Source organism: Arthrobacter sp., assembly GCF_031179985.1.
Taxonomy (GTDB): Bacteria; Actinomycetota; Actinomycetes; order Actinomycetales; family Micrococcaceae; genus Arthrobacter.
Genome location: NZ_JAPSHJ010000025.1, coordinates 20937 through 39132 on the forward strand (window position 1 = coordinate 20937; position 18196 = coordinate 39132).

19 protein-coding genes are annotated in these 18196 nt (G+C 62.2%); 8 read left to right on the forward strand and 11 right to left on the reverse strand.

The annotated features are described in order from the left end of the window. Positions 1 to 3 precede the first annotated feature (3 nt). Both RIN13_RS12705 and RIN13_RS12710 read left to right on the forward strand, forming a co-directional pair. Positions 4 to 747, forward strand: coding sequence for an ABC transporter permease (locus RIN13_RS12705; RefSeq protein WP_309107703.1), 744 nt, complete (start codon positions 4 to 6; stop codon positions 745 to 747). Beyond that, positions 744 to 1418, forward strand: coding sequence for a TetR family transcriptional regulator (locus RIN13_RS12710; RefSeq protein ID WP_309107704.1), 675 nt, complete (start codon positions 744 to 746; stop codon positions 1416 to 1418). The genes RIN13_RS12705 and RIN13_RS12710 overlap by 4 nt, the downstream gene beginning before the upstream one ends. On the opposite strand, the gene RIN13_RS12715 is transcribed toward RIN13_RS12710, so the two are convergent. The 8 genes from RIN13_RS12715 to dxr all read right to left on the reverse strand — a co-directional run bounded on the left by RIN13_RS12715 (position 1371) and on the right by dxr (position 8476). Next, positions 1371 to 2123, reverse strand: coding sequence for a hypothetical protein (locus tag RIN13_RS12715; protein ID WP_309107705.1), 753 nt, complete (start codon positions 2121 to 2123; stop codon positions 1371 to 1373). The two genes, RIN13_RS12710 and RIN13_RS12715, sit on opposite strands and share 48 nt — an antisense overlap. A 40-nt stretch (positions 2124 to 2163) precedes the next feature. After that, the gene (locus RIN13_RS12720) at positions 2164 to 3051 is read right to left on the reverse strand and encodes a GNAT family N-acetyltransferase (protein WP_309107730.1); all 888 of its coding nucleotides are present in this window, start codon (positions 3049 to 3051) and stop codon (positions 2164 to 2166) included. Beyond that, positions 3014 to 4180, reverse strand: a complete 1167-nt coding sequence (ispG, locus tag RIN13_RS12725) for a flavodoxin-dependent (E)-4-hydroxy-3-methylbut-2-enyl-diphosphate synthase (protein ID WP_309107706.1) — start codon at positions 4178 to 4180, stop codon at positions 3014 to 3016. The genes RIN13_RS12720 and ispG overlap by 38 nt, the downstream gene beginning before the upstream one ends. Before the next feature lie 45 nt (positions 4181 to 4225). After that, positions 4226 to 4519, reverse strand: a complete 294-nt coding sequence (locus RIN13_RS12730) for a YciI family protein (protein WP_309107707.1) — start codon at positions 4517 to 4519, stop codon at positions 4226 to 4228. Positions 4520 to 4566: 47 nt separating this feature from the next. After that, on the reverse strand, positions 4567 to 5118 hold the full coding sequence (locus RIN13_RS12735) for a hypothetical protein (RefSeq protein WP_309107708.1): 552 nt from the start codon (positions 5116 to 5118) through the stop codon (positions 4567 to 4569). Next, complete coding sequence (locus RIN13_RS12740) at positions 5100 to 5819, reverse strand: MarR family transcriptional regulator (protein ID WP_309107709.1); 720 nt, start codon at positions 5817 to 5819, stop codon at positions 5100 to 5102. Before RIN13_RS12740 ends, RIN13_RS12735 begins: the two co-directional genes overlap by 19 nt. Before the next feature lie 94 nt (positions 5820 to 5913). Then, complete coding sequence (locus RIN13_RS12745; RefSeq protein ID WP_309107710.1) at positions 5914 to 7242, reverse strand: site-2 protease family protein; 1329 nt, start codon at positions 7240 to 7242, stop codon at positions 5914 to 5916. Between the two features lie 16 nt (positions 7243 to 7258). Beyond that, positions 7259 to 8476, reverse strand: coding sequence for a 1-deoxy-D-xylulose-5-phosphate reductoisomerase (gene dxr, locus RIN13_RS12750; protein WP_309107711.1), 1218 nt, complete (start codon positions 8474 to 8476; stop codon positions 7259 to 7261). Positions 8477 to 8576: 100 nt separating this feature from the next. Here dxr and RIN13_RS12755 point away from each other — a divergent pair, with 100 nt between their 5' ends. Continuing rightward, positions 8577 to 10043 (forward strand): lipase maturation factor family protein, encoded by a 1467-nt coding sequence (locus tag RIN13_RS12755; RefSeq protein ID WP_309107731.1) that lies wholly within the window; start codon positions 8577 to 8579, stop codon positions 10041 to 10043. A gap of 26 nt (positions 10044 to 10069) precedes the next feature. Here the strand turns inward: RIN13_RS12755 and RIN13_RS12760 are convergent, their stop codons facing one another. After that, a complete protein-coding gene (locus RIN13_RS12760; protein WP_309107712.1) occupies positions 10070 to 10741 on the reverse strand; it encodes a response regulator in 672 nt (223 codons plus the stop codon). Beyond that, positions 10738 to 12315: a sensor histidine kinase gene (locus RIN13_RS12765; protein WP_309107732.1), complete on the reverse strand. Its 1578-nt coding sequence runs from the start codon at positions 12313 to 12315 to the stop codon at positions 10738 to 10740. Before RIN13_RS12765 ends, RIN13_RS12760 begins: the two co-directional genes overlap by 4 nt. 264 nt (positions 12316 to 12579) lie before the next feature. Between RIN13_RS12765 and RIN13_RS12770 the strand changes: the two genes are divergently transcribed. The 5 genes from RIN13_RS12770 to RIN13_RS12790 all read left to right on the forward strand — a co-directional run bounded on the left by RIN13_RS12770 (position 12580) and on the right by RIN13_RS12790 (position 17335). Beyond that, positions 12580 to 13590, forward strand: coding sequence for a tripartite tricarboxylate transporter substrate-binding protein (locus tag RIN13_RS12770; RefSeq protein ID WP_309107713.1), 1011 nt, complete (start codon positions 12580 to 12582; stop codon positions 13588 to 13590). After that, complete coding sequence (locus tag RIN13_RS12775) at positions 13587 to 14099, forward strand: tripartite tricarboxylate transporter TctB family protein (RefSeq protein WP_309107714.1); 513 nt, start codon at positions 13587 to 13589, stop codon at positions 14097 to 14099. The genes RIN13_RS12770 and RIN13_RS12775 overlap by 4 nt, the downstream gene beginning before the upstream one ends. Then, on the forward strand, positions 14100 to 15707 hold the full coding sequence (locus tag RIN13_RS12780) for a tripartite tricarboxylate transporter permease (protein ID WP_309107715.1): 1608 nt from the start codon (positions 14100 to 14102) through the stop codon (positions 15705 to 15707). It begins immediately after the preceding gene. Positions 15708 to 15773: 66 nt separating this feature from the next. After that, on the forward strand, positions 15774 to 16175 hold the full coding sequence (locus tag RIN13_RS12785; RefSeq protein ID WP_309107716.1) for a universal stress protein: 402 nt from the start codon (positions 15774 to 15776) through the stop codon (positions 16173 to 16175). Positions 16176 to 16375: 200 nt separating this feature from the next. Next, positions 16376 to 17335, forward strand: coding sequence for a D-2-hydroxyacid dehydrogenase family protein (locus RIN13_RS12790; RefSeq protein WP_309107717.1), 960 nt, complete (start codon positions 16376 to 16378; stop codon positions 17333 to 17335). A gap of 64 nt (positions 17336 to 17399) precedes the next feature. On the opposite strand, the gene RIN13_RS12795 is transcribed toward RIN13_RS12790, so the two are convergent. Next, on the reverse strand, positions 17400 to 17975 hold the full coding sequence (locus RIN13_RS12795; RefSeq protein WP_309107718.1) for a serine hydrolase: 576 nt from the start codon (positions 17973 to 17975) through the stop codon (positions 17400 to 17402). Positions 17976 to 18196: the final 221 nt, after the last annotated feature.

An 18196-nucleotide genomic window follows, 5' to 3' on the forward strand; every position in this document is an offset into this window, starting at 1 on the left:
CACATGATGCTGGCGACGACGGGGCGGGTCCTTGACCAGTTGCGGCATGACCGCCGCAGCATCGCACTCATCCTGGTGGTCCCTGCACTGCTCCTGACAGCTGTGCACTTCCTCTATGAAAACGAAACCCTCCCGCCGGGCGTCCCAAGGACGTTCGACCGGGTAGGGCTCATGATGCTTGCCATCTTCCCGTTCGTTGTGATGTTCCTGGTTACCTCCATCACCATGCTCAGGGAGCGCACGTCCGGGACGCTCGAGCGACTCCTCACCACACCGATCCACAAAGCCGACCTTCTGTTCGGTTACGGCCTGGCTTTCTCGATCATGGCTGCGCTCCAGTCCCTGGTTGCTACTGCCGTGGCCTACTGGATTTTCAATCTCGATATCCAGGGCAGTCCCCTCTGGGTGGTGATGATCGCCGTCATCAACGCCGTCCTGGGAGTCGCGCTTGGATTGTTCTGCTCCGCCTTTGCCCGGACCGAGTTTCAGGCGGTTCAGTTCATGCCTGTGGTGGTGGTGCCGCAGATCCTGCTGTGCGGGCTCTTTGTGGCCCGGGACAGGATGAACGAGGTCCTCGAGGCAATCTCGAATGTCCTGCCGCTGACATTCTCCGTCGATGCGCTGCGGGAAGTCGCAGAGAACGCCCAGGCAACGGATCTGATGTGGCAGGACGTCAGCGCGATGGGCGCGATTGTGCTTGGAGTGCTGGTGCTCGCTTCGCTGACATTGCGCCGGCAAACACCATGAGCGAGGGCCTACCGCTGGTCAGGAGAGGCCGGCGCAGGGGCGGCATTGCGTCCAAAGACCAGATTCTGGCAGCTGCACGAAGGCTTTTTGCCGAGCATGGTTTTGATGGCACCAGCCTGCGGCAGATCGCCCGCGAGGCTGAGGTGGACCCTGCCATGGTTCACCATTTCTTCAACGGCAAAGATGAATTGTTTGCGCTGAGCGTAGAGCTGCCGGCAGATCCCGCCCAGGTCCTGGCCGGAGTGGACGGCCTCGATCCTGAGCATCGGGCGGCGGCCATCGTCGGGGCCGTGCTCCGGCTCTGGGAGAGCCCTGCACAGCACAGCCTGGTGGCGTTTCTTCGTGGAACCATCGGATCCAAGGCCAAGACAGCCATGATGAGGGAACTGGTCACGAGGACCATTCTGTCCAGGATCATGGCAGGAGTCCCCGGCACAGCCGAAGAAGTGCGGTTGCGCGGCAACCTGGTGGCGTCACAGATGGTGGGCCTGATGCTGACGCGCTACGTGATCCGGCTGGAGCCCCTGGCATCAGCCACTGAAGAAGAAGTCGTAAGGCTTATTGCGCCCAACGTCCAGCACTACCTGACGGGCGAGCTGGACGCCGGGCGGTCGGGCAGCCCTTTACTTCAGGAGGGCAGCAGCCTGGTCCATCATGGCTCCCGTCCGTGAAACGGCTTCTTCCTGGCTGGCTCCGCCCGCAGACATGACGGTAATAAGCACGCCGTGACTGACTGCTTGCGCCGTGATCATCGCCTGCTTCTGGCCGGTGGACATGCTGGTCTGGGTTTCATAAGCCAGTGTTCCCGGAACGGAGCCGACTTTATCTATCAACGTAATTGTGGCGTCAGCCGTTACAGTGCCCACTGTGAACGACATGGTGGCGCACTTGGACACCTCCCCGGCCTGGGCCATGCTCTTTTCAAGGAATGCCGGGTCGAGGCCTGATGTCAGGACTACGGAGGTGGAAGCCCCGGACGTGGCGTCCAGACTGGAGCCCATCGCAGCAGTGGCGCCATCGAGGGAGGTGGTTGTGCCAGCCAAAGCCATCTCCTTGCACTCGGCAGGTTCCACCGATATGGAGGACATCAATGCCTTGGTTTGTTCAAGGCTTCCTGACAGATCCGCCATGGACATGACTGAGAGCTTGACACCCTTGGAGTCTTTCAACTGGCCGACCACAGCAGTAAGCTCGTCCGCCGTGTAGGTTTTGGCCTCCGGCGTAGGGGTCGGGGTGGGAGTCACGGATTCAACGGGCGCCGCCGACGCACCCTCCGTGCTTTTTGCCGCTGTTTCCGCAGCGGGAGCACTGCAGCCAGCGAGACCGACAACCAACACCGCAGACGCACCAAGCGCACGGAAACCAAACGTTTTCATTTATCGCCCATCCAGGTCAAATGCCGGCCGGAATGGACAGCTAAAAGAGCACTGTAGCGAACGTACCCACCTGATGGAAACCGACCCGTTCGTAGGTGGCTCTGGCCCTGCTGTTGTAGTCGTTTACGTAGAGGCTGGTAACCGGTGCGAGCTGCTGTGCGTGGGTGACGACGGCGGCCATATAGGCGGCGCTTAGCCCCCTGCCACGGTACGAAGGATTCATCCACACGCCCTGCACCTGTGTCACTTCCGGGGTCACCGCTCCCAGCTCCGCTTTGAACACCACTTCACCCTCAGAAGTAAGGTGGACCAACGAGTGTCCTTGCCGGATCAGTCCTTCAACCCTCCGGCTGTAGAACTCTCGTCCACCCAGGAATGGTGAGTACCCCACTTCTTCTTCGAACATCGCAGCGCAGGCCGGCAGGATCCGGTCGAAGTCGTCGAACCGGCTGAAGCCCAGGTGGTCGTCAGGCTGCACTGTGGGCGGGCCTGTCAGTGTCAGCAAGGGCTGGACGGCCCTGACATCATGGGCCAATTGACCGAGGTCCTCGAGCCGTTCATACATGGCGAGCACTGTTTCGGCAGGACCAAAGATGGAGGCGTAGCGCCGGCCCGATCCATAAGCCGCGGCGGCGACGCTGCCTGCGAGATCGGGATCCAGCTGGATGGGCACCAGGTTGGCCCCTGCCCAGCACGCACCCACCAGGTCCTCGCCGTCGAACACTCCCAAAACGTTCGCTCCACCGGAGGTGGGTGCGGCAGTTCCGGTGCTCTCCAGGTGGGCGAGGATAAACACGTTTGCCACAACGTCCTGCCGAGCGAGTTCCTGGAGCTTGGCGGTGTCGGCCCCGCCCAGTACCCGCACCGAAGTGCCGGCTGGGTATCCGTCCTTACGAGACGCTAACCACGGGGCTACCCTTGACAGCATCTTCGCCATCGGCCTCCCCCATCTCTTCAGCGATACGCATGGCCTCTTCGATCAGTGTCTCAACAATTTCGCTCTCAGGAACAGTCTTGATGACTTCCCCCTTAACGAATATCTGGCCCTTGCCGTTGCCTGAGGCTACGCCGAGGTCCGCTTCGCGTGCTTCACCCGGTCCATTGACCACACAGCCCATAACAGCAACCCGGAGCGGAATCTCCATGCCCTCAAGTCCTGCCGTGACCTGTTCAGCCAGTGTATAGACATCAACCTGGGCACGGCCGCAGGACGGGCAGGAAACGATCTCGAGTTTGCGAGGCCGGAGGTTCAGGGACTGCAGGATCTGGTTGCCCACCTTGATCTCTTCTACCGGCGGAGCGGAAAGGGAGACCCGGATGGTGTCGCCGATGCCCTTGGACAGAAGCGCACCAAAGGCTGTGGCGGACTTGATGGTGCCTTGGAAGGCTGGCCCGGCCTCGGTTACACCAAGGTGCAGGGGCCAGTCGCCCTTCTCGGCCAGCATCTCGTAGGCGGCCACCATGATGACGGGGTCATTGTGCTTCACGGAGATCTTGAAGTCATGGAAGCCATGCTCCTCGAACAGTGACGCTTCCCAGACTGCCGATTCCACGAGGGCTTCAGGAGTGGCCTTGCCATACTTCTTCAGGATTCCCGGCTCCAGCGACCCGGCGTTCACCCCGATTCGGATGGATGTCCCGTGGTCCTTGGCTGCCCGGGCGATTTCCTTGACCTGGTCATCGAACTTCCGGATGTTTCCCGGGTTTACCCGAACCGCTGCACAACCGGCTTCGATCGCCGCAAAAACATACTTGGGCTGGAAGTGGATGTCGGCGATGACGGGAATCTGGGACTTCCTGGCGATGATGGGGAGGGCTTCCGCATCGTCGGCGGACGGGCAGGCAACCCGTACGATGTCGCAGCCCGACGCCGTCAGCTCCGCGATCTGCTGGAGCGTCGCGTTGATGTCCGTTGTGGGCGTGGTGGTCATGGACTGCACGCTGATGGGCGAATCGGAGCCGACGCCGACCGAGCCTACCTTGATCTGGCGGGTCTTCCTGCGCGGGGCAAGAACAGGCGGTGGTGCTGACGGCATTCCCAGGCTGACCGAGGTCACGTGGACTCCTTGTTTCAAGATGTGTGGGTTGTGGTCCGGACCGGACTAGGCTGCGTGCTCTGAAAGCAGGCCGATAACAGGGTTCCATTCGGTGATGCGGATGGCCGAAATTACCTGTGCCGAAGCGAACGGGTCTTGTTGCAGGAGATCACTCAACGCGGCGTCGTCTGAGGCTTTGAAAATCAGCAGGGCGCCCGCACCGTCGGAGTAGGGTCCGCTGGTGAGTAGCACGCCTTCCCCGGCAAGAGCGGTCAGCCATTCACGGTGGGCGGGCCGGTGGGCATCACGGACCTGCCCGGACTCGGCGTCGTATACGTACTCAACAGCAAAAACAGTCATAGGACTACCCTATCTCGCTGCCCGCCAGAGTACCCATCCGGCCGAAGTCAGCTCAGAAACAAAACCTTGGCCAAGGCGGCAATACCGGCAGCCCAGAACATGGACGTCAGGGTTCCAATGATGAAGCGCTCGGCGGCCACCGGCGTCTCTTTTAGCTCGGCAAAACGTCCCAGTCCCTTGATGGCAACGACGTACGCGATGGCTACCGGCTGTCCTCCCAGGATGGCCAGGCAGACGGCAAGCCGCTCAAGGATCCCGATGATCGCCCCGCCCCGAAGGATGCGCGTAGAGGTGGCAGGGGCGCCGTCGTCAACCTTGCCGGGTGCGGGCTCTCCAGGTTGGCCAGTACCAGCGTGGTCCCCTGCAGGAACTGCATCCTCGGCTTTCGTGGGTCCTGCCGGTACTGTGATTTCGCCGTCAACGGTGACGTCAGCGGAGGGGTCGTCACCGTCGTCGGTCTTGGCGATGTTCCGTGCGGTGCGGGTGTCAGCGTCCGCCTTGTCATCAATCGTTCTGGCGAGGCGGAAAACCAGCGCGGTAACCGGCCAGCCGGCGAATCCCGCCAAGACCATGGCCAGCGTTACCCAAAGAGCGTCCACGCGTCTGCTCCCGTCCCTTCAGTGGTGATGATCCGGTGTGCCAGGGCCAGTAGCATTTCAGCGGCAGGCCTTGCCGCCCATTCTTCCTGCCATCCGGACCGCAGCACTGCGCGGCTCACCGACTGCTCAGTGATTCCCAGTTCGCGGGCAGCGATTTTCTGGCTTCCGTGCCTGGCCTCGCGGCCCTGCTGGATGGCCGCGAGTGTGTCCACGACTTTCCATTGCGCCTCACTGCGTTCCTGGATCAACCGCCCGATGAGGCGCAAAACCGCCTCGGCGTTGGCGCAGGCAGCAGCAGCCTGCGCGGTGCGTGCGTCAATGGTGCGTGCGTCAACAGCTTCCGCCCGGAGTGGCATGCCGGGCAGAACTGCCAACGGGACATGGCTGGCAGCGGCGGCCTTAGCCCTCTCCACGGCATGACGGGCCGCTACGAAAGCAGGACCTGACCCTTCCCGCGGGCTTTGAGGCAACGGCGTATCCACTGGACCCACGCCGATGCCCACATACCAGTGCCCCTGCCTCAAAGCATGAAGCGCGATTGCTACAGCTTCGCCAGGATCCTGCACTACCCCCTGAATTTCATCACCCACCGAGCGCTCGAACGTTCCCGATGTGGTCAAGGGGGCCACATCCTGGAGCAGTGATGGGACGCGGTCGATGTCCGCCGTGCTGCCGCGTTGGTCGATAGTTAAAACGAACATGCCTCAACCATAAACGGCTGATAATCAAAGATCAATCGTTTACGGCTGATATATGGAAAACAGCAGGTTCAGGCTGAGCAACGGCCTAGGGGCATCAGAAAATGCTGATGGGCTTAACTATGTCAGCGTAAATCAACAACGCGCCCATTCCCATGAGCAGGACCGCCACCACATACGTCACCGGCAGGAGTTTGGCGATGTCAAAGGCGCCTGGATCCGGCTTGCCGAAGAGCTTGGCCACCCTCCGTCGCGCACCCTCGTACAAGGCGCCTGCCACATGCCCGCCATCCAAAGGAAGCAGCGGAATCAGGTTGAACACAGCGAGCGCGAAGTTCAAGCCGGCCAGAAGCCCGACCAAAACGGCCAGCCTCGACTGAACAGGCACCTGCTCCATGGCCGCCACCTCACCGGCTACCCTGCCCACGCCCACGACGCTGATAGGACCGTTCGGGTCGCGTGCTTCCTCGCTGAAGGCCGCCTGCGCAACGCCCGCCACCCTTGCCGGGAGGTTAAGGACGACGCCGGCTACCTGCCGGATATTATCCCCTGCCATGGGCAGCACGGAGGACGCCGGCTGCTGGACAAGCGCCGTCTGGGCTCCGATGCCAAGGAATCCAACCTCCTGGTAGCGCGGCTGTCCGTCGGCATCCAGAGCCGGCCTTCCGTCCTCACCGATGATCGGGCGGGCGGAGAGAACCGGAGTGACGGTAGTGGTGACGGGAGCGCCATCGCGTTCCACCGTGATGCTGACCTCCCTGCCTGCCGATTCACGAATCCAGCCGGTCAGCTGCTCCCAACTGGTGACAGGTTTGTCGTCGAAGGACGTAATGGTGTCCAGGGGCCTTAGCCCGGCTGCAGCGGCAGGAGTGAGCTTGCAATCCGGGGAATCCGGATCGACCGTCTCGCCGGCCTTGACCTGGCACCGGGAGACATCGGCAACTGTGGTAGTGGCAGTTGCAATGCCGAAGCCCATGAGCAGCACTGCCGTGAGCACGAGGCCTATCAGCAGGTTGGCAGCGGGGCCACCCAGCATGATGATGATCTTCTTCCACACAGGCAGCTGATAGAAGAGACGCCCCTCATCGCCGGGCCCGACTTCCTGGTGAGCCACGGATCGCGCTTCGGTGGCAAGGGTCTGGAACATTCCGGTACTGGAGGGACGTACAGCCCCGTCCTCTTTGTTGGGCGGATACATGCCGATCATCGACACATAACCGCCAAGGGGGATGGCTTTGACACCGTACTCAGTCTCCCCTTTGCGCTTGGACCAGAGCGTGGGGCCAAAGCCGATCATGTATTTGGTGACGCGAACCTTGAACAGCTTTGCCGGAAGCAGGTGCCCAAGTTCGTGAAGCGCAATAGACACTGCGATGCCGATGGCCACGAAAACGACACCGAGGATAAAAAGGAGGACGGGGTTCATGCTTGGCTGCTGCTTCCTAGAGACTGCTCATAGCTAAACGTTCATGGGTCCGCGCACGTGCCCACTTTTCAGCATCCAGCACGGACTCAACAGACAGCAGGGAGGACCCTGAATGTTCACTGAGGACGGCTTCAATCGTATCCACAATGTCTGTGAACCGGATTTTCCCCGCGTGGAAGGCCACCACCGCTTCCTCGTTGGAGGCGTTGAAGACCGCCGGGAAGGTGCTCCCTTGCTTGGCTGCATCCTTGGCCAGGTCCACAGCGGGAAATGCGGTGACGTCCAGCGGTTCAAAGGTCCAGCTGGAGGCCTTGGTCCAGTCACACGGGCGGGCTGCGCCCGGAACCCGGTCCGGCCAGCCCATTCCGAGGGCAATTGGCAGCCGCATGTCAGGCGGGGAAGCCTGCGCAATGATGGAACCGTCGACGAACTGCACCATGGAATGGACTACGGACTGCGGATGGACCACGACGTCGATCCGGTCCAGCGGGATGTCGAACAACAGGTGCGCCTCGATGACTTCCAGCCCCTTGTTGACCAGGCTGGCCGAGTTGGTGGTGACCATAAGCCCCATGTCCCAGGTGGGATGGGCCAGGGCGTCGCTCGGCGAGACACCGTGAAGCTGCTCCCTGGACTTTCCGCGGAACGGGCCGCCGGAGGCAGTAAGGATGAGTCGGTCAACCTCTGCCGCCGACCCTGACCGCAGGCACTGGGCGATGGCTGAGTGCTCCGAATCCACCGGAACAATCTGGCCTTCGCGTGCAGCGGCCGTCACGAGGGAACCGCCCACAATCAGGGATTCCTTGTTGGCCAGGGCAAGGATGGCGCCTGACTTCAGTGCTGCAAGGGTGGGCGCAAGGCCAATGGAGCCTGTGATGCCGTTGAGGACGACGTCGGCCTCCACCTCAGCGATCCGCGTGGAGGCATCCGCTCCGGTGATGATGTCGGGCTGGTAGCCAACGATGCCCGCTGCGCCCGCGGCCTCCTTGATCAGGCGCTGAAGTTCAGCACCGTCGCCCTCGGCGATACCTACAGCCTGGGCACCTGTATGGACCGCCTGCCGGGCAAGAAGTTCCAGGTTTCCGCCCCCGGCACTGAGGGCTACAACCCGGAAAAGGTGGGGAGCGCCGTCGACCACTTCGATCGCCTGGGTACCGATGGAACCCGTGGACCCGAGGAGGACAATTCTGCGTGGCTGCCCTGAAGTGGATTGGCTGGCGCCCGAAATCTGCATGATTCAAGTATCCCGCACTGCGAAGGGGCTCCGTCCCGGCTTGTCCTGCATTCAAGGCCGAAGGATTGACGGTATGCGCAGCCGGCGTACCTTAAATGATGTGGACTGGGTGGGATGGTTCGACGCGCCGGACTACGGGATTGCCCGGGAAGTACTGCAGCGCGGCATCGCCGCGGTTTACTTCATCGCGTTCCTGTCCGGCATGAACCAGTTTCCGGCGCTGCTGGGCGAACACGGCTTACTCCCCGCTCCCCGGTTCCTGGGACGGTATGGACGCCTGGCCATGCCAACGCTCTTCCGGTGGCGCTACTCGGACCGCCTGTTGAGGGCTGTCTGCCTGACGGGGATGGCCATCGCCGTAACGCTGGTGGCAGGCCTTCCGCAGCTCGGGCCGCCGTGGCTTCCCATGATCGCGTTCCTTGCCCTGTGGCTGCTGTACATGTCCATCGTGAACGTGGGCCAGACGTTCTACAGTTTCGGATGGGAAATCCTGCTGCTGGAAGCGGGCTTTATCGTGGCCTTCCTTGGCTCTAACCAGACCGCGCCGCCTAAGACGATCCTCATCCTGCTCGCCTGGCTGCTGTTCCGCCTCGAATTCGGCGCCGGAATGATCAAGATCCGGGGCGGAAGCGAGTGGCGGGACCTGACAGCCCTGTACTACCACCACGAGACCCAGCCCATGCCGGGCCCGCTGAGCCGGCAGGCGCACCTCCTGCCCAAGCCGCTTCACAAGGTGGAAGTCCTCGGGAACCATTTCGCCCAGCTGGTTGTCCCCTTCTTCCTGTTCGCCCCCCAGCCGTTGGCGAGCATCGCCGCCGGGATCATTATCTTTACCCAGCTGTGGCTTGTGGCCACCGGGAACTTCGCCTGGCTCAACTGGATCCCTATCGTCCTCGCCTTTTCCGCCATTAGTGATCCGGTGCTCCACTCCCTGGTGCCGGCCATTCCGCTGGACCTGCACCCCGCGGAGCAGCCCTCAGCGGCGGGCGCCAGCGACACACCCCTGTGGTGGCTGGTCATCGTTTTGGCTGCCTCCCTCCTGCTCGTGGTGCTGAGCTACTGGCCCGTCCGCAATCTCTTCGCCCATCGCCAGCTCATGAACGCCAGCTTCAACCGCTGGCAACTCGTGAACACCTACGGAGCTTTCGGCACAGTGACAAAGCGGAGGATCGAGATGGTGGTGGAAGGAACCCTCACTGAGGATCCGGACGACGGCGACTGGCGCGAGTACGGCTTCAAGGGCAAGCCCGGTGATGTGTACAGGCTGCCAAGACAATGGGCTCCTTACCACCTGAGGTTGGACTGGCTCATGTGGTTCCTTCCCCTGCGCACTGTGCATGAGGAGTGGTTTTACGTTTTCCTCGGCAAGCTCCTTGAGGCTGACCGCCAGGTTCTGAAGCTATTGCGGCATGACCCGTTCGACGGCGACCGCCCTCGCTGGGTGCGCGTCCGCAGCTGCATCTACCGCTTCTCCACCCGGGCAGAGTACCGGGAGACAAGGCAGCGCTGGATCAGGACGCCACTCTACGAAGTGATACCGCCGCTGTCTTTGCCACCGGATCAATAAACTTTCAGGCTGGCCGTTTGAAGGTATCAAGCAGCCGGCTTGAGGGCATACCGGCGCTCCGGACGCCCCGCCCCGTATTTGAGCCGCACGTCCACCCTGCCTTCGTCGTTGAGATACTCCAGGTAACGGCGGGCACTCACGCGGGATGTACCCAGCAGATCGGCAACCTCAGCGGCAGATAGATCAGTGTCAGAGGAACCAAGCACCTGCTCCACACGCTCCAGGGTTTCCGGGCTGCATCCCTTCGGCAGAGGCCGCTGAGCGCCCTCTACCCCGAACAAGCGGTTGACGTCGGATTGCTCTGCGACGTTTTTGGACAAATCCAGGCCCTGGTAGGCGATCCGGTAGTGCTCCAGCCGTTCCTGCAGATCCGTTTGGGAGAACGGCTTAATCAGGTAATGGACGATGCCGCCCCGTAAGGCATGACGCACCGTTTCCACCTCCCGTGCTGCACTGATCACCAGCACGTCGAGCCTCGGAGCAACCTTGCGAAGCTGCAGCATAAGGTCGAGCCCGTTCACATCCGGCAGATGGATGTCCAAAAGAACCAGGTCCGGCTGCAGCTCCTTCGTCTTCTGGATGGCGTCGGCGCCGGTATGGGCAGCGCCAACGACGGCGAATCCAGGGGTCCGCTGGATGAAACCGGCGTGCACCTTCGCCACCATAAAGTCGTCATCGACTATCAGGACTTTGATCACAGCTCCAGCCTCCGCTGCTTCAGTTCCGCCTTAAACACTGCTCCTCCATCGTTGGCTACAGACAGCTCGCCGCCGCGCCTTCGGCAGACCACACGCGACAGCGCGAGTCCAAACCCGCGGCCCTCCTCATTGCCCTGCTGCTTCGTGGTAAAGCCCTGCCGAAAAATATCCTCCACAGCATCCGGGGAGACGCCCGGGCCGGAGTCACGGACGGTGACTGTTACGTCGTCGTCGCCCTCTTCCACCGTCACCTTAACTATTGCGTTCGCCCTGCCCGTAACGGCGTCGAGAGCATTATCCACGAGGTTTCCGACGACGGTTACCAGGTCCCGTGACAGGGCGTCATCCACGCGCCCGAGCAAGGATTCCGGGTCCAGCTGCAAAGTGACTCCGCGCTCTGTGGCAAGGCTGGTTTTGGCGATCATCAGGGCAGCCAACGCGGGATCCTCTATCCGGCTGGTGACCTCATCGTTAAGCCTGGTCCGGTCCAGGGTGGCGCCATTGACAAACTGCACCACCGAATCGTACTCACCGATCTGGATAAGACCCGATATAACGTGCAACTGGTTGGCAAATTCGTGCGCCTGGGCCCGTAAGGTGTCGGTCGCCGTCCGGGTGGCGCCCAGTTCACGCTCCAGTGAGGACAGCTCGGTGCGGTCGCGGAGCGTGGTGACGGACCCGATGTGGCGTCCCCGCGAGCGGATGGGTACGCGGTTCAGCACCAACAGCCGCTCGCCCACCAGAACCAGTTGGTCCGGCCCTGACTGGTCGCGGGTAAGGACGTCCTTCAACGCCGGGTCCAGGTCGAGCGTTTCCAGGTTCTTGCCCACGCAGTCAGGCGGAAGGCTGAGCAGTTCGCGGGCACTGTCATTGGCCACGGTGATCCGTTCGTTTGGATCGAGCGCCACCACGCCCTCTTTCAGCCCGTGCAGCATCGCCTCGCGGTTTTCCACGAGCCCGGTGATTTCGCTGGGTTCCATGCCCAGGGTCTGACGTTTGACCCGCCGCGCCAGCAGCAGGGATCCGGCAACACCCAGCACACTGGCCACACCCAGGTAGGTCAGGAGATTCGGTGCGGCATCGCTCAGCCGCTCCAGCATGGACGGGTAGTGACGGCTGACTGACGCAATGCCGATCATCTTTCCCTTGTCGTCGAGAACAGGGACGTGGGCGGAGAGGAAGACGCTGCCGGCTTCGTCCACTACACCTGTCCATGACCTGCCCAGCATCACGCGGCTCTGGCCGAGTTCCAGGGGCTGGCCCAGCAGGCTCGGATCTGACGAGGCCACCACCGTCCGGTCAAGTCTGGCCAACGCAACCTGGGTTGCTCCGGAAACTGACCGGACGGACTCTGCCACTGCGGGAAGGGCAGCACCTTCCCGGGGCTCGGCGGATGGCAGGAGCGTGCGAACTGTTGGATTACTGCCCAGCGCCTCGGCAGCGGATAAGGCCTGGCGTCCTTCGATCCGCTCAAAGGCGGCGGCGCTCTGCGCGAGCGAAATGGCCACCACGGCCACAAGGACGGCAAGGACTATCAGCAACTGGAGAACAAGGTACTGACCAGCGAGGGACATTCCTCTACGTCGAGTCACTGTGGTTGTTTCCTCTGGTGGTTCAGCAGGTCTGCTGGTTCTGCAGTAGCGGCGGTTGATAGTCCGGTGCGTGTCCGCGCTGGGTACCGGAACTATACCGCAGCGCTTCAGGAGTGGGATGCCGGAAACGTGAACGCAATGAACTTAACTTTCTCTGCGTACACAAGCGTGATGCACATCACCATGGGGCCTAGCATCGGATCACCAGTCAGTTTTCTGATCATTTTTAGCGAGAAGAGGAACACCATGCGCCAGAACCGCGCATTGCGAATTGCCGCCGTCGCCGCCGGCATCGCCCTGATGGCCACCGGTTGCGGTGCCACCGGTGGCAGCTCCACCAATACGTCTACCCCCGGCGCCGCTGCCGGGCCGGTAACCGGGCTCCAGATCATGGTCCCCAACACCCCGGGCGGCGGTTACGACACCACTGCCCGCGTCGCAGCCAAGGTTCTCGATGACGAGAAGGTTGCCACCAACACCGAGGTGTTCAACCTTGCCGGCGCCGGCGGAACCGTCGGCCTGGCCCGCATCGTCAACGAAAAGGGCAACGGTGACCTCACCATGCTCATGGGCCTTGGCGTGGTGGGCGCGAGCTACACCAACAAGTCCGAGTCCAAGCTCACCGACACTACCCCGCTGGCCAAGCTCATCGAAGAGCCCGGCGCCATCATGGTCAGCAAGGATTCGCCCTACAAGACCATCGATGACTTGGTGGCCGCGTGGAAGGCAGACCCCGGTTCCATCAGCGTTGGTGGCGGCTCCTCCCCGGGAGGCCCTGACCACCTGCTGCCCATGCAGCTGGCAGGAGCAGTTGGAATTGACGCCACCAAGGTGAACTATGTGGCCTACGACGGTGGTGGAGACCTTCTCCCTGCCATCCTGGGCAACAAAATCGGCTTCGCTGCTTCCGGCGCTGGCGAGTACCTTGAGCAGATCAAATCAGGTGGGGTCCGCGTTCTGGCAACGAGCGGCGCCGAGCGCCTTGAGGGTGTTGACGCACCAACGCTGAAGGAATCCGGCATCGACCTGGAGTTCACCAACTGGCGCGGCATTGTGGCTCCTCCGGGAATCACCGACGACGACAAGGCCAAGCTGATTGCCGCCCTCGAAAAGATGCACGGCACCGAGGGGTGGAAAGAAGCCCTTAAGAAGAACAGCTGGACCGACGCCTTTATCACCGGCGACGAGTTCGAATCCTTCCTGAGCGAGCAGGACAAGCGGGTGGCTGACGTTCTCACGAAGCTTGGCTTGGCGTGAGCTCCTCACCATCTTTGACTTCCAGGCTCAAAGGCCGCTCCGAGCTGGGGGTAGCCCTCCTGCTCGGGGCGGCGGGCGTCGTCGTCCTGGTGGACGCCCTTCGCCTGGTAACCCCGTATTCCCAGTCAGATCCGGTGGGACCGAAGACCCTGCCGTACATCGTGGCCGGCCTGCTGATCGTCTGCTCCGTCCTGCTGGCACTGAATGTGCTGCGCGGCGGGCAGGGTGAAGCCGAAGGCGGCGAGGACGTGGATCTCTCCCATCCCGCCGACTGGAAAACCGTCCTGCCGCTGGTCGGAGCGTTCGTCGCAAACATCCTGCTCATTGACTGGGCCGGTTGGGTGATCTCGGGAACAGTCCTGTTCTGGGGCAGCGCATGGGCCCTCGGAAGCCGGCACTATATCCGTGACGGCCTCATCTCGGTGGCCCTGTCCGTCCTGACCTTTTACGGCTTCTACCTCGGCCTGGGCATCCCGCTGCCGGCCGGTCTCCTGAAGGGGGTTCTCTAAATGGATGTTCTCTCCTCCCTCATGGACGGCTTTGCCACCGCCCTGACGCCAATGAACCTGCTCTACGCCTGCATTGGCGTCATCCTGGGTTCCGCCGTAGGCGTGCTGCCGGGCCTTGGCCCCGCCATGACCATCGCCTTGCTGCTCCCGGTCACGACCGTCCTTGAACCCACCAGCGCGTTCATTATGTTCGCCGGCATTTACTACGGCGGTATGTACGGCGGCTCCACCACCTCGATTCTGCTGAATACACCGGGCGAATCGTCGTCGGTGGTCACAGCCATCGAAGGCAACAAGATGGCGAAGGCCGGCAGGGCCGCCCAAGCCCTTGCAACGGCGGCGATTGGCTCTTTCATCGCCGGCACTATAGGCACGGCACTGCTGGCAGTCTTCGCGCCGATCGTCGTGGAGTTCGCCGTCAGTCTGGGCTCCCCGAGCTACTTTGCCATCATGATTCTTGCCCTCCTTGCTGTGACGGCAGTCCTGGGCTCGTCGAGACTGAGGGGCTTCGCTTCCCTGGGGCTCGGTCTGGCGATCAGTCTGGTGGGCATGGACAAAGTCACAGGCCAGCAAAGACTCACCTTCGGGCAGCCCTTGCTGGTTGACGGTTTGGACATCGTGGTGGTGGCCGTGGCCATCTTCGCCCTGGGCGAGGCACTATGGGTGGCCGCCCACATGCGACGCACTCCGTTGCAGGTAATCCCTGTCGGCCGTCCCTGGATGGGCAAACAGGACTGGAAACGGTCCTGGAAGCCCTGGCTCCGCGGAACGGCGTTCGGCTTCCCCTTCGGTGCCCTTCCCGCCGGTGGAGCAGAGATCCCCACGTTCCTCTCCTATGTGACCGAGAAGCGCCTCAGCAAGCATCCGGAAGAGTTTGGCAAGGGTGCCATCGAGGGCGTTGCCGGACCGGAAGCTGCTAACAACGCGGCCGCCGCCGGCACCATGACGCCCCTGTTGGCCTTGGGCCTGCCCACGAATGCTACCGCGGCCGTCATGCTCGCAGCGTTCATCCAGTTCGGCATCCAGCCGGGACCGCAGCTGTTCGAGAGCGAGGGACCGCTGGTGTGGGCCCTGATCGCGAGCCTCTTCATCGGCAACGTCCTCCTCCTGCTCATCAACCTGCCCCTGGCTCCGATGTGGGCAAAAATCCTGCAGCTCCCGCGGCCATACCTGTATGCTGGCATCCTGTTCTTCGCCACGCTGGGCGCCTATTCGGTAAACCTGCAGGCGTTCGACCTGGTGCTACTGCTGGTGCTCGGTGCATTGGGATTCATGATGCGCCGCTTCGGGCTCCCCGTGCTGCCTCTCATCCTCGGTGTGATCCTGGGGCCGCGTATCGAAGAACAACTTCGAAGGACTATCAAGCTGTTTAACGGAGACCCGGTCGGGCTTCTTAGCGAACCAGTTGCCGTCGTTGTCTACATCATTATTGCGATCCTCCTCATCTTCCCGTTCCTGATGAAGCTCTGGCGCCGCAACCATCCGGCCCCCAGCCTCCTGACCCCAAATGCCACACGTGTATCCGAACCGACAGACGTCACCCGCGGCAATGTCACCCATGCAAGCCACCGCTCCGACGGAAAGGATGGGGGCGACGGTGACGGCTAGCCAGCCCTCACTCCCCCTCCACGCCAGAAGACTACAAGGCACAAACCACAGACCACAGGAGAAACCGTGAGCATCATCGTTGGCTACGTTCCCACGCCCGAAGGGGCAGCAGCACTGGAAGCGGCAATCGCCGAGGCGCGAAAAAACAAAACGCTCCTCGTCATCATCAACTCCTCCCGCGGGGACGCCCTGGTGGACAAGCGCTACGCCCAGGTGGAGGACATCGCCAGCATCGAGGAACGCCTGAAGAAAGAAGGAATCGAGCACATCATCCAGCAGCCTGTGCGTGGGAACGATGCCGCAACAGAGGTCCTGCAGGCCGCGGAACAGCACCGTGCCGACCTCGTCGTCATCGGCCTTCGGAGGCGCACACCAGTCGGGAAACTGATTATGGGTAGCACCTCACAACAGATACTGCTTGAGGCAGACTGCCCGATTCTTGCCGTCAAGGCCGCTCCGGCTCACTAGGGGCACCTCCGGCATTGGACGCAATAGGAACGTCGACGGCGTCGTGCACACCAAGAGAGCAGGCGGCGGGTGGAAAGGAATCACTTTCCACCCGCCGCCTACTGCTGTCAGATGCAGACGCCCCGCATAATCGATTCATCTGATAACCGTGCAACGGCTACCCCTTCAGCTGCTCCCTCCGGGCCGCTGGGAAGGACTCCATGACAAAGTTCCGCCTGGCCATTCTTGACGACTACCAAAACGTGGCCGAGGACTTCGCCCCGTGGAGTTCCCTGGCCGCCGACGGGGTGGAGGTGACAATATTCAACACCCCCCTTGGCTCCGACAGTGCAGTCGCCGCTGCACTTTCAGACTTCGAGGTCATCGTAGCCATGCGCGAACGGACCCCTTTCCCCCGCCAGGTCCTCGAAAAACTGCCGAATTTGAAATTGCTTGTCACTACAGGGGCCGCCAACGCTGCCATCGATCTGGAGGCCGCTAAAGAGAACGGGGTGGTTGTCTGCGGTACGGGCGGCTCCCCCACTGCCGCCCCGGAACTGACCTGGGCCCTGCTGCTGGCCTTCACCCGCAATCTCACCGCAGAAGAAACCTCCCTGCGGAATGGCCGGTGGCAAAGAACCGTGGGTTTCGAGCTGTCAGGGAAGACGCTGGGCATCGTGGGTCTTGGCAAGATCGGACACAGGATCGCCGCCTACGGGAAGGCCTTCGGCATGGAGGTGCTGGCGTGGAGCCAGAACCTGACCGAAGAGACCGCCGCGGCCGCCGGTGTACGGAAAGTCAGCAAGGACGAGCTTTTCCGGAAGTCCGACGTCGTGAGCCTCCACCTGCGCCTCTCCGAACGGAGCGAGGGCACCGTGGGCGAACGGGAACTGCGTCTCCTCGGACCCGACGGCGTTCTGGTGAACACTTCGCGAGGCCCGTTGGTGGACCAGCAGGCCCTCCTCGATGCCCTTCACGCTGGGCACATCCGCGGAGCCGCGCTCGACGTCTATGATCAGGAGCCGCTTCCGCTTGGGCACCCGCTCCTCGATGCCCCGAGGACAGTTCTGACTCCCCATCTGGGCTACGTTACCCATGAGAGCTACAGGGCTTTCCTCGGCGGGGCGTTCGAGGATGTCAGGGCCTGGCTCGACGGCTCCCCGCTCCGAAGACTGGCTTAGCGGGCAGACCCCAGGGAAGGGCTTCAGCCGGAATCTGTACCTTCTGATCCTGAGATGAGCGCATTCAGCGCCCAGTAAGTGCCAGATGGGCGAGCTCTGTTAGGCGCCAGTCGCGGGACTCTTCGTGCGCCGTGATGGTGACTACTGCATTTTGGGCGTCATCGATGACCACACTGCCCATATTTACCGTCAAGCCGCCAACAGTTGCCCGGCCCGTTCCATGCAGCGAGGCCGTAGCCTTCGGAAGGCGGGCTACCGCCGGTTTCGACCCACGAGCTGTGCATCCGGTCCACCCATCCTCCAACCCAGGGGGTTGGTCGCCGAACCATGCGAAGTCGATCCCGCTCGACATCGACAGCAAATGCCGAATCGTCACTGTCTCTACTCCGGCCCCAAGTTCCATCGCCGGAAGCAGTTCCGGCACTGTGGATTCGAGCGACAGAAGGCCCTCGTCGATTGCCATCCCAACGGCGAGCGCGCATAGACCTTTGGATACTGAGTAGATGTTCTCCCGGTCATCGCTGCGCCACCGGTGCTGTACGGCGTCGTCGCCTATCAGCACGTCCACACCGTAGGCGCCGAGCTTCTCTTCGTTGATGCCGTTGACCAGACGCTCAAGAACAGACATAGCAATAGACATTCAAATAGTCTCCCAGCCCGGGGCGGCCGCGGGCGGAAAGCGCGAGCGGATTCCAGCCCCGTGCGCAATGATGGACCGATGGAGCCTTCGTCAGGTACACGTCTCGAACTGGAAACAGAGCGTCTGCATCTTCGGTCTTGGTCTATTGACGACACGTCCTGGCACCGGCACCTCGTGGGAGAGCGTGGGCTGGGCCTTCCGACAGTAGAGGACGATGCTGC